General features: G+C 43.4%; 10 protein-coding genes. 5 read left to right on the top strand and 5 right to left on the bottom strand.

Annotation, left to right across the window (positions count from 1 at the left end; translation table 11 throughout):
* Nucleotides 1-123: 123 nt before the first annotated feature.
* Nucleotides 124-1,872 (bottom strand): glycoside hydrolase family 13 protein, encoded by a 1,749-nt coding sequence (locus tag MKY14_RS00755; protein ID WP_340975531.1) that lies wholly within the window; start codon nt 1,870-1,872, stop codon nt 124-126.
* Nucleotides 1,873-2,146: 274 nt separating this feature from the next.
* On the opposite strand from MKY14_RS00755, the gene MKY14_RS00750 reads away from it, so the two are divergent.
* Complete coding sequence (locus MKY14_RS00750; RefSeq protein WP_256717185.1) at nt 2,147-3,142, top strand: LacI family DNA-binding transcriptional regulator; 996 nt, start codon at nt 2,147-2,149, stop codon at nt 3,140-3,142.
* 48 nt (nt 3,143-3,190) lie between these two features.
* Here MKY14_RS00750 and MKY14_RS00745 read toward each other — a convergent pair whose 3' ends face one another.
* Nucleotides 3,191-3,397 (bottom strand): hypothetical protein, encoded by a 207-nt coding sequence (locus MKY14_RS00745; RefSeq protein ID WP_036679303.1) that lies wholly within the window; start codon nt 3,395-3,397, stop codon nt 3,191-3,193.
* 21 nt (nt 3,398-3,418) lie between these two features.
* Entirely contained in the window at nt 3,419-4,000 is a 582-nt protein-coding gene (gene clpP, locus MKY14_RS00740) for an ATP-dependent Clp endopeptidase proteolytic subunit ClpP (protein ID WP_036679301.1), read from the bottom strand.
* Nucleotides 4,001-4,183: 183 nt separating this feature from the next.
* Here clpP and MKY14_RS00730 point away from each other — a divergent pair, with 183 nt between their 5' ends.
* Nucleotides 4,184-5,245, top strand: a complete 1,062-nt coding sequence (locus MKY14_RS00730; protein ID WP_445668016.1) for a sigma factor-like helix-turn-helix DNA-binding protein — start codon at nt 4,184-4,186, stop codon at nt 5,243-5,245.
* 472 nt (nt 5,246-5,717) lie between these two features.
* Nucleotides 5,718-6,605 carry an NAD-dependent epimerase/dehydratase family protein gene (locus tag MKY14_RS00725; protein ID WP_340975527.1) on the top strand — a complete coding sequence of 296 codons (888 nt, stop codon included), beginning with the start codon at nt 5,718-5,720 and terminating at the stop codon, nt 6,603-6,605.
* Between the two features lie 569 nt (nt 6,606-7,174).
* Here the strand turns inward: MKY14_RS00725 and MKY14_RS00720 are convergent.
* The gene (locus MKY14_RS00720; protein ID WP_175623543.1) at nt 7,175-8,971 is read right to left on the bottom strand and encodes a methyl-accepting chemotaxis protein; all 1,797 of its coding nucleotides are present in this window, start codon (nt 8,969-8,971) and stop codon (nt 7,175-7,177) included.
* Nucleotides 8,972-9,316: 345 nt separating this feature from the next.
* Here MKY14_RS00720 and MKY14_RS00715 point away from each other — a divergent pair, with 345 nt between their 5' ends.
* Nucleotides 9,317-10,258: a MerR family transcriptional regulator gene (locus MKY14_RS00715; RefSeq protein ID WP_076281000.1), complete on the top strand. Its 942-nt coding sequence runs from the start codon at nt 9,317-9,319 to the stop codon at nt 10,256-10,258.
* 108 nt (nt 10,259-10,366) lie between these two features.
* Here the strand turns inward: MKY14_RS00715 and MKY14_RS00710 are convergent, their stop codons facing one another.
* Nucleotides 10,367-10,828 carry a DUF2798 domain-containing protein gene (locus MKY14_RS00710; RefSeq protein WP_076218537.1) on the bottom strand — a complete coding sequence of 154 codons (462 nt, stop codon included), beginning with the start codon at nt 10,826-10,828 and terminating at the stop codon, nt 10,367-10,369.
* 135 nt (nt 10,829-10,963) lie between these two features.
* Between MKY14_RS00710 and MKY14_RS00705 the strand changes: the two genes are divergently transcribed.
* Nucleotides 10,964-11,380, top strand: a complete 417-nt coding sequence (locus tag MKY14_RS00705; RefSeq protein WP_038569750.1) for a MarR family winged helix-turn-helix transcriptional regulator — start codon at nt 10,964-10,966, stop codon at nt 11,378-11,380.
* Nucleotides 11,381-11,436: the final 56 nt, after the last annotated feature.

Here is an 11,436-nt window from a genome sequence, read left to right as displayed (position 1 = left end):
AGAAAAAATAATATTTTTATACGACTCGCCTAAGTAAGCGCATTCATTTTGTGCAAGAGTGCTACACTACCGCAACAAAAAAAGCGCCCGGATAACCGGACGCTTTGAATTACAATGAATATATTAAACGGTTTCTGGAAAAGAAGCTTCACTTAACTCTTGTGCAGGTACAAGTTCACTGCTACCCTCTTGCTCTACAGGTGCGTTAACCAGCATATACACACGGGACTCGTAAGGCCGTAATGCGACAGTCTCAATCGGCTCCGCAGGATCAACCTCATAGTTATGCAAGAGCAATTCACTAGTATCAAACTCCAAATCAAATGGAAGGTCAAACAGCGCTTCCTCTGCTGTCAGGTTAGACATGACCAGCAGTTTTTCATTTCCAAGCGTCCGCGTATAAGCATAAATACGTTCATCTTCAGGCAAAATGAGATCATAAGTCCCGTAAACAGTAACGGGATTAGCAGCCCGAAGAGCGATAAGCCTTTTGTAATGATGATAGATGGAATAAGGGTCCTGCTTCGCCCGCTCCACATTGATTTCCGTATAATTCGGATTCACCTTCATCCATGGCTTGCCACTGCTGAAACCAGCGTTTTCAGAGTCGCTCCATTGCATTGGTGTTCTAGAGTTGTCCCGACCGTTCTTCCAGATTACCTCCATGACTTCCTCATGTGATTTACCGGCTTCAGTCTCCAAACGATACAAGTTCTTCATCGCCACATCATCGTAATCATCCATTGATTCAAATCTTACATTGGTCATCCCAATTTCTTGACCTTGATAAATAAATGGCGTTCCCTGCATCAGGAAATACATCGTAGCCAACGATTTAGCTGACTCTTTCCAATACTGGCCATCATTTCCCCAAGTAGAAACTGAACGCGGCTGGTCGTGATTTTCGATGAACAATGCGTTCCAGCCTCTGCCCTCAAGACCTTTTTGCCAACGGGAGAGCGCTGATTTTAGCTGCAGAACATCCAATCCACCTGTCACACTCTTATTCCAAAGAGCTAAATGCTCGAATTGAAAAATCATATTAAATTTGCCTTGCTCTTCACCCACCCACGACTCCGCCTGATCAACATTTACACCACTCGCTTCGCCAACCGTCATGATGTCATATCGGTCAAACGTCTCCTGCTTGAGCTCCTGCAAGAAATCGTGAATCCCTTCACGGTTCATGTGCCCATCGCCAGACGGAACATACGGAAGATTCTGTGGATTCGGCAGATCGGGATGTCCGGTGATTTTTTTAATATGTGAAATGGCATCCACCCGGAATCCGTCGATTCCTTTGTCCAGCCACCAGTTGACCATGCTATACAATTCACGGCGCACCTCAGGATTCTCCCAGTTGAGGTCTGGCTGTCTTTTGGAAAATACATGCATAAAATATTGCTCTGTGGCGGGATCAAGCTCCCAAATCGAACCGCTGAAAATACTCTCCCAGTTATTCGGCTCCTTCCCGTCCTTGGGATCACTCCAAATATAATAATCCCGCTTCGGATTATCCTTGCTTGAACGTGCTTCAACAAACCATGGATGTTCGTCCGAAGTATGATTAATCACTAGATCCAGAATCAGCTTCATGCCTCGTGCATGAACCTCGTGCAGCAGCTGATCAAAGTCGGCCATGCTGCCGAACTCCGCCATAATATCCTGATAATCCGAAATATCATAACCATTATCATCATTTGGGGATTTATAAATAGGACAGATCCAAATGACATTGATGCCAAGCTCCTGCAAATAATCAAGTTTAGAAATGACTCCCTGCAGATCGCCTACACCATCACCATTGCTGTCCATAAAGCTCCGTGGGTAAATTTGATACGCTGTGGCTTCTTTCCACCATGTTCTGTTCAATGCATGCAGCTCCTTCGTATTCATATACCCTTCACAGGAAAATATTTTCCCGAAATTCATTAGAATTAATAATTCAGTTATTGTTTTTAGCAAAAATTCAACTTTATCGTTCAAAACAAGCTTTTTTCAAGGAAATAATTTTCCTTCAGCGATCATTATAGGACCTTTTATTTCCTAGGTCAACAACAATCTTTTGGATTCTTGAAGCTATCCGTGATATGCTTGCGAGAGTTGAAACACCAAGTGAATCATATGGAAAGTTATGGTGATCTTCTTGAAGGTAAAGATAAAAGATATAGCCCAATTGGCGAACGTTTCGATCTCTACGGTGTCCAGGGTAATCAATAACAGCAAACCAGTTAACGATGATGTCCGTAAACGAGTACTGGAAGCTATTAAACAAACCAACTACCGTTCGAATGTCATCGGCCTTGAAACGGACAAAGCTAATACACAGCTGATCGGTGTGATCATTCCGCAGAATAGCAACACTGTACTGGATGACTTCAATGTTGGCATTCGCGATCTCGCGGATTTGTATGGATACGACATTATGGTCGGATTAACGGACGGCAGTGCAGAAAGTGAACAACATTATTTGAAGATGTTCCAGCGGATGGGGACAGAAGGAAATATATTTGTGGGTTCTATTCCAAACCATGAACATTTGGAGATCATCCGCAGCTCAAATACACCTTGCGTGCTTGTCGGGCAACAATCGCAGGTGGATACGATTCCTTCCGTTCATCTGGACAATATAACTGCCTCTTATGAAGCTGTTACTTATCTGATTCAAAAAGGTCATCGCAAAATCGCTATGATTCGCGGCTCGGGAGATAATGCGGTGGGCGGGGATCGGTATAAAGGCTATCTACAAGCCCTTATGGATGCAGGCATAACCTTAAGAAAAGAATGGGTAGTAGAAAGTGCGATGGCCGTCGAAGATGGTAGCGACGCCATGCGCCGAATTATGGATAGCGGGGAGTTACCTACTGCGGTTTTTTGCTCTACAGATTGGATGGCAGTTGGAGCCATGAATCATTTAACCGATAACGGTCTACGGGTGCCAGCTGATGTCGCCGTGTTCGGATTTGATAACAGCTTCATTGCCTCTATCGTTCGACCTAAGCTTTCCTCGGTTGAATACTCTGGAACGGAGATTGGGATGACCGCCACCCGAACCTTAATCAAGCTGATTAAAGGGGAGACCGTTGTGCCGCATCATGCAAATGTGGCTCATTATTTGGCTATTCGGGAAAGTACGGGTTAGGAGCTGTGGAGCTCCTAACCCTTTTTTATACAGATGATGTTGTTGATGTTATTGTGTGAATCCTACTTTGGCTCGTTCACGCGTTTTGGTATCTAGAGAGATGGAACAGATCGAGCTGATTGGAATATAAAACTCTTCAAAATCCGTCCGGTATTTGACGAAATTTTCACTTACCGTTTCCAGCACTCCTTTTGTAGCGTTGGAGCCATCCACAAAATAGATTGTTACCTCTTTTCCCTGCAAAACCTCCAGCATAGCCTTCTTCACTCCTTCGTCTTAGAGATTTGTGATGACCTTATCGATAATTCCGTATTCAACCGCCTCATCGGCTGACATGAAATAATCTCGATCCATATCTTGCAGTACCTTCTCTACCGTCTGCCCAGTTCGGTCCGCTGTAATTTGCACAAGCACTTCCCTTGCCTTCAAAATACGTTTGGCACTGATCGCAATGTCACTAGCTTGCCCCTGCGCCCCACCATGCGGCTGATGAATCATAATCTCGCTATTCGGCAAGGCATAACGTTTCCCTTTGGCCCCAGCCAATAACAACAAAGAACCAAAGGAAGCCGCCATTCCTGTACAAATGGTATTCACCGGCGGTTTAATAAGCTGCATCGTGTCATAAATACTGAAGCCTGCGGTGATAGAGCCACCTGGACAATTAATATACATGTGTATATCTTTATCCGGATCTTCTGCTGATAAAAACAATAACTGGGCAACAATACTGTTAGCCAGCTGATCCTCAATTTCCGCACCTACGAACACTATCCGGTCCTTCAACAGCCGCGAATAAATATCGTAAGATCTTTCACCTTGATTCGTTTGTTCGACTACATAAGGAACGTACGCCATCCGTATTCGACCTCCATCTGTTTTAGAGTTTTGAAATCTACCCTGTAAACGGATTAGTATGGGGATAGGATACGTTAGGCGTGAGAATTTTTATTTTTTAAAATTGCGTATCTTAATTTCCTACTCATTCGTTTATTATTAGAAGTAATCGAAATCACCTTACTGGAAAAGGAGTTATGCAGAGTGATCATCCTTGAGAAGCTTAGCACCGGAGATGCGCCGGATGAAAGTAACACCAGGTCTTTGCAGATAGCTCTGAAGCGATATTGTCTTGCATTGACACAATCCCCGTGGGATGCCGATGATTTAGCTCAGGATACATGGGTCAAGGCCCTAGGTTATATGAAGACTTCGGACTCAACGAGCGCAAATAATGGGAACAGTCCAATGAATGAAGTTAAACAAAATAAAGAAACCATTGAAAATGATAAAGCTAACGGAGCTAACGGAGCTAATGGAGCTAATCAAAAACTTGAAACTAATCAAACTAATCAAATGAACTATATGGTTTCTACGGCTGCAAAGGCTGTAACGCCATCTAAGACTGCAACGTCTGCTAATTCTGCAACGTCTGCCAAGGCTGTAACGCCATCTAAGACTGCACCGTCTACAAAATCTGCAATGCATTCTACGATTCCTACAAATTCTACTCATCATACCCGTTCTACAAATCACCCAAATCCTGAGGCATTGCTTTTTCGGATTGCCCGAAACACATGGATTGATATCATGCGGCGAAAAGCCACCTTGTCACGAGTGTTGGAGCTGGATCAGTCCCCCACTGAGGCCTCTGCGGAGTATGGTTCATTTGAGATCGAAGCTGCTTTTCAAGCACTACAGGGTCATTTGTCTCCGCTGCAACAGGCGGTGTTCCTGCTTCGAGATGTATTGGGACACTCTGCAATGGAAGCTGCCGACATTCTCGATACCACAGAAGGGGCAATAAAAGCCGCTCTGCACCGAGCCCGGCAAGCCCTCCCTCTCGTAAGACAAGAGCTGCTTCAGGCCGATGGTCCTTCCTTACCACAGGACACAGCCATGCAGATCGTCTTGAGCCGCCTTGCAGCCGCGTATGAACATGGGGAAATTGACGAGCTGATCGAGCTTGTATTTGCGGACGAAAGCCAGGAACCTGTAATGGCGGTATCGAGCCAAAGCTTACAAGGCTTCCAGACCTTCCAAGCTGGTGGATTCAGTTCAAACAGCTGGAACTATACCACGCCAGGAATGTGTATGGTGGCGTAGTTTTTCGTTAAGCTGGATTTCGGGCAGCTAAGTGTCTCATTACGTTAAAAACGAACAGATATGATTGTGATTAGTGCGCTTAATGTGTAATTAACATTTGGGCTGTTTGTGGTAACTAGCTTCAAACGTTGCATATTGTGCAACAGAATCCGCCGTCCTGGCCGCAAAAATTGAATCTGCTGCACTCTCTGCAATAGATTCTGGTGAAAAGTTAGTTTAATGCCACTTGCTCATCCATTGATTGTATAGAGTGCAATAGGATCAAATTTTCTCCACTCTAATACGAATTCTATTGCACGAAGTACAATCAAACTAACTCTTTCTCTTTAGTCCAATTCGTATCACTCAAAACTCAATACATTGCTGCTGATCTGGCTGATCCCGCCGCTTATCTACAATGAGTCAGAAGCTTTATATAAACCAATAAACAGTCGTTTTAATAACCATTAATAGCAATCAAGGAGTGAGGTTGATGAGGAAGATTCTTATTTTAGGCGGCACACGCTTTTTTGGGAAACGTTTGGTCGAGCGTCTGCTTGAGGATTCTAAGAACGAAGTCACCATATTAACGCGCGGGGAAACAAGCGATCCTTTTGGCGATCTCGTTCACCGGATACAGGTAGATCGGTCTCAACCGGAGGCCTTCGCTCAAGCATTAGGTGATACGAGTTGGGATGTGGTTTACGATAATATTTGTTTTTCACCTGATGAAGCGGATCAGGCGCGCCGTATTTTTGACGGCAAAACCACGCGTTACATACTGACTTCAAGTTTATCTGTCTATGATTTCAGTGAGCAAGCGCTGACGGAAGAGATATTCGATCCTGAAACGTACCCAATTCGTTATGGAGGACGAAAGGATTTCACCTATCAGGAGGGGAAAAGACTTGCGGAAGCTGTCCTTATCCAACAAGCTACGTTCCCGGTAGCCGCTGTCCGCTTTCCTATTGTTCTGGGAACTGACGATTATACACGAAGACTCCATTTTCATATTGAACATGTACGTAACGAACTGCCCATCGGGATTCCGAATCCAGATGCAAATATCTGTTTTATTCGTTCGGACGAAGCCGCTGATTTTCTGTATTGGCTCGGCAACTCGACGTTGACGGGTCCTCTCAACGCTTGCTCAGACGGTACCGTTAGTATTAAAGACCTTATCTCGCTGATTGAAAAAGAGACCGGAAAACAAGCCGTCATTCAAAGCGAAACAGCGGAAGCGCATAATTCTCCATTCGGGATCACACAATCCTGGTTTATGGATACAGCTAAAGCTCAATCGGAGGGATACAAGTTTCTCACTCTAAGCGACTGGCTCCCAGAGTTAGTTAGCACCCTAAATCAAACTTATGAGGACTAATTACCAACTATGTTACTACGATAAAAAGCTGGCTTTTCGTGGACACTCCCACGAATGAGCCAGCTTCTTCATGTAACCAAACACAATTATACGTTGATTTAATTGCACTCTATACAACTATTTTCAGGTATGTGTACTCCCACCTGGTTTTAGTTGTATTTCATGCAATTATATCCCCACCAAACCACCGTTATCGTCATTTCGCCTCGAAATAACTGCACTAAATACAACTAAACCCTAATCAAGCTAAATACAAACTTTTTTAGTTGTATAAAATACACTTAAAATCAAAACGGCAGGTAGAACCTCACTAAGCGCTAAACTTTAGCCTCTCATCTCTAAACTCTATTCTATAATCTCTAGAATCTACTCTCTACTCCCTACTCCCTACTCACTACTCACTACTCACTACTCACTACTCACTACTCACTACTCCCTACTCCCTTCTCCCTACTCCCTACTCCCTTCTCTATTCTCTGCTCACTACTCACTACTCACTACTCACTACTCACTACTCACTACTCTATTCTCTACTCCACCTTACGCTACGAATGCCATTTCCCGCTGAGCTAAGCAGAGATTGTCAGATAAGCCCCCTCTTTAGAACCGTCTGCATTTGGTGTACCACCATCATTTGGAGTACCGCTATCATCTGGAGGATCACCAGCACCTAATGTATCATCTCCTAATACGTCTCCTAATGTGTCCCCGGCTTCTGGATTGCCAGCATGCTTTGTATCCCTGTCACCTTCATATCTGACCCCATCGTCCCCATCCGAATCAATCTTAAAAATGTTGATTTCTTTGAATAAATTCTGCGAAATTTCATTAATCTCAATGGCTTGACGGGCTATATCACGGATAGCATGATCCTGCTGTACGCTGGAGGCGTTCACCTCTTGTACCCCTGCCGCAGTTTCCTCGGCGATGGCCGCGACGGCATGAACAGATTCCGCGAGTCTACGGTTCATAGTCTGAGTCATATCCACTTTGTCGTGAATTTGCCCAATCTGTTTACTAATCTCCACAATAGAATGATCAATCGCTTCAAAAGAGGACAACGTTTCGGCCACTTTATGATCCTGTTCCTCAAGATTTCCTTTGGTCACCAGCATATATTGCTGGAATTCATCCATCCCGGATTGCAGCTCGCTAATAATCTGACTGATATGTACGGAGGACTCTTTGGTCTGCACTGATAATTGTCTTACTTCATCAGCGATGACAGCGAACCCTTTTCCGTAGGCACCCGCCCGGGCTGCTTCAATTGCTGCGTTAAGTGAGAGGATATTGGTCTGATTAGAAATATCTGTTATGGATTTAGTGATGCGCGAGATGTCCTTTGATTGATCACTCAGTTTGGTTAAAGCCAGATATACTTTATTAACAGATTCTCGCGAATGCTCAGACACCTCCCGGAGGGCGATGACGGATTCAGATCCTTTACGAGTATTGTGATTAGCCGTTTGACTGGTAGCCAGCATAACCTCGGTATACTCCGTGATCTCATTCACTTCACGTTCCAGCTCCTGAATCAGGCCAGCGCTCTGCTCAGATTGTCCTGCCTGCTGTTCTGCGCCTACCGAGATTTCCTGTATAGTGCTTACGATATCTTGATTCGTATGCGCCGTTATAGATGAAGATTCTTGAAAAGAATGCGAATAAGTTGCCAGCGAAGAGGCTACTGACTGGGTATGCTGAAGCATTTCCCGGACCCGCTCCACCATATGATCAAAATGATGACTCAAACTGCCCAACTCATCGTTGTAAGGTGAATTAATCTGCTGACGCAAATCTCCTTCGGCTATTTTTCGCAGAGCCACTTGCAGTTTATGAATAGGATTGAGGAAGGAACGTATGAGCATAACCGCAATCACTAATGTGAAAATAAACACTAGCACAGCTGCGTAAGCAACTATAGAGGTGGTCAGATTAAGCAGATCAAAAGAATAATCCTGTGCTTTTTCTGCATTTTCTGCTGCTGCCGTATACAACTTTTCATTAGTCACTAGCATGACTTCACTCAACGCTGTAGCCTTCGTATGTAATTCATCGATTTGTTCCAGCACACTCATGGGATCAAGCTGCTCGTCTTCTATGGTCTTTACCAATTCGTCAAAATATCCCGTATATTCCCCAATCTGACTATGTAATTGTTCTAACTCTTTAAATGCCGGCGAATCTGCCGCAAAATTCACCGTCGCCAACTCTTTAGTCAGCTTTGTTTGCTTGTCCTTAAAAGGTTGGACGAATTCCAAATCACTCGAACCCGCTAACGAAGATTCTACCGCATTCATTTCCTGCAGCAGCTGCGTAATTATAGACACGGTAATTCGTTTTTCCATCTCAGCTTTTTGCGTTTCCATAGAAATCTCCACTTGGCTGATTTTATGGTTTTGATAAAACGCTACTCCCAAAAAGAAAAGAACAACGGCGGAAAAACTCAAAATCAACTTCCATTTCATAGTTAGATGCATAGACCTAGCTTTCAACAATATCATCCTCCGTATAAAGCCTCATATTGCAATAGGTACATTCTACCAATATCTTGATTGTAGAAGCTGGACGTTAAATACTGGACAATGTTTTGTATGAGAAATGTAAATTATCTCGAATACCCAATCATTAATTCTCCTTGCAATTGACGTAACGTTAAATGCTAAAATAATCCACATAAGGCGCCTTATCAAACTATGAAATGGGAGTTGTCTATGAGCGGATTTGTTACCATTGATAAGCTTTCTGCGCAATTCGGACTGACGAGTCGGACTCTGCGTCACTGGGAAGCTCAAGGATTGTATGAAAGTAAGCGGGATAGCAGCTCTGGCTGGCGGATTTATGATGAAAAAGCGATACTCGCCATTCGGGTTACCTCATTATTAAGAAAGCTGGATATTAGCATCAAGGATATTGGAACCGTGCTTAAAAATATGTCCGTTCAGTCCATGTACGAAGCGCTCAGCCAGCAAGCGGCTTCTATTCACAATCAAAAAACAGAACTAACAAATAGAGAAGGTGAAATCCATCTCTTTTTACAGTGGATATCCGCCCATCTCGAGGAACCCATTACAAATCAATTATTATCTGAACTAAACGAAAAGTCATGCAGTCCATCGGATGGTATGACTGAAACTGAGGAGGTTATATCTATGCCAACTATTAATCACTCTACCCCTATTCATGTAAGATTCATTACTCTTCCAGCTATGAGATTTGCCTACAATGTTGCGGTTAGTACCTCACCAGAAGATGAATCTATGATCCCAGTTAATGAATGGCTGGAAGCTAGTCAACTATTAGGCACAGCACGGCTGTTTGGCGGCAATACGAACCCGCATCCAAGTGGTGAGAATAAACCTTACGGATATGGATTCTGTGCCTCAATTCCGGAAAATGTGATGATACCAGCTCACCTAAAGGAAATGCGCCTCGACGGCGGCCTCTATGCTTTGACAGAAAGTACTGATGATATCTACGGCTCATGGCAAGCCCTAATGGGGTATCTGGATAATCATCCTGATTATCAAGCGGATCACAATTCCAGATTATGTCTGGAGGAGCATATCCGTAACGATAGTCCCAAAGGTAGCGGAAATGAGTATGCCCTAAATCTACTCGAACCTGTAAAAAAGAGAGTTCACGCGCTTGCGTAAACGAGCGAGCCATAGATAAACGTTTCTCATCTAAAAAAAACGCTCTCTTCTGCTTATTCGGGCAGACGGAGAGCGTTTTGTTGTATATTGCTTCTATTGATTTATTCCCTACGCAGACACAGCTGGAGTAATTTTCACAAAAATAAATCGTGTAAGCGGCCCAACTAAAATGATTTGCAGTGGAAGTGCAAAAATAAAATTTTTACCTATGGCAGACAGATAAGCTCTTGGTAGTTCAGCAGAAAATCCAACATGGAGAACTGCGCCATAGAAGGACATGAACAATACCATTCCGGTCACCATAAAAAAGGATATGAACATGATTTTTTTGATCATCGGATCATTTTCTTTAACCAGCTTATGCGCGATCCCCTTCGCAACCTTGCCTACAACAAATACATCTAGAATGAGTGCAACTATAAATGCAGGCAAGTAGCCGACAATCACATCCTTAACTAACGTGCCTGACCAACCCTCCATTAGTGCTACATTGTAAATACTCATCCCCAGTACCATCAAAAAACACATGATGAACGTAAATAAAAATGCTTCTTTTTTGTTTCTTCCCATCTTCAAGCTCCTTTTATCTCTGTATTGTCAACTTGGATTACAATAACACAAATTCTCAAATCAAGTCAACCAAGTTGACAATAATCGCAAATGACTTATACTGGGATAAACGAGACATCATTTAGGAGTGTTCTAATGAATAAGCAGCTGCAAAAAATGAACCTGATTGATTTACTCAGTGAGAAGCATCTAGCTTTACGTAAAATAGTGACAGACAAAGACCCGGATCAAATCAATAAGACCGAATCCCACATTCTTGCAGTTCTTGAGGCCCGAGAAATGTTATCGATCTCAGAAATCAGTAGAATAATTCACATTTCAAGACAGGGCACGCATAAAAGCATTCAAGGCATGTTATCCCGTGGTTATGTTGAAGCCGTTGAAGTCGAAGGAAATCAGCGTGACAAAAATATTGTCCTCACTCCAAAGGGTATAGAATGCAATAACAGAATGATGATCACCAAAATTGAATTAGAGCAGCAGATCGCTGCCAAGCTGGGAGTAACAAATGTAGAGCTTCTTAAATCTTTGCTAAAAGAAGATTGGCTCTAATCTCCAGCAAAAAAAGCCGCAGAGTTGTTTACTCTGCGGCTTTAAAAAGATTGAAT

Origin of the sequence: Paenibacillus sp. FSL R5-0887, from assembly GCF_038002305.1 — a bacterium.
GTDB lineage: Bacteria > Bacillota > Bacilli > Paenibacillales > Paenibacillaceae > Paenibacillus_AQ > Paenibacillus_AQ odorifer.
This window is presented reverse-complemented; position numbering and strand designations above follow the sequence as displayed.

Bases quoted from the DNA above. Each gene is read 5' to 3' on its own strand.
- MKY14_RS00745 (WP_036679303.1), bottom strand. From the start codon at position 3,397: ATGCTGGAGGTTTTGCAGGGAAAAGAGGTAACAATCTATTTTGTGGAT.
- MKY14_RS00725 (WP_340975527.1), top strand. From the start codon at position 5,718: ATGAGGAAGATTCTTATTTTAGGCGGCACACGCTTTTTTGGGAAACGT.
- MKY14_RS00705 (WP_038569750.1), top strand. From the start codon at position 10,964: ATGAATAAGCAGCTGCAAAAAATGAACCTGATTGATTTACTCAGTGAG.
- clpP (WP_036679301.1), bottom strand. From the start codon at position 4,000: ATGGCGTACGTTCCTTATGTAGTCGAACAAACGAATCAAGGTGAAAGA.
- MKY14_RS00715 (WP_076281000.1), top strand. From the start codon at position 9,317: ATGAGCGGATTTGTTACCATTGATAAGCTTTCTGCGCAATTCGGACTG.
- MKY14_RS00710 (WP_076218537.1), bottom strand. From the start codon at position 10,828: ATGGGAAGAAACAAAAAAGAAGCATTTTTATTTACGTTCATCATGTGT.
- MKY14_RS00720 (WP_175623543.1), bottom strand. From the start codon at position 8,971: ATGGAAACGCAAAAAGCTGAGATGGAAAAACGAATTACCGTGTCTATA.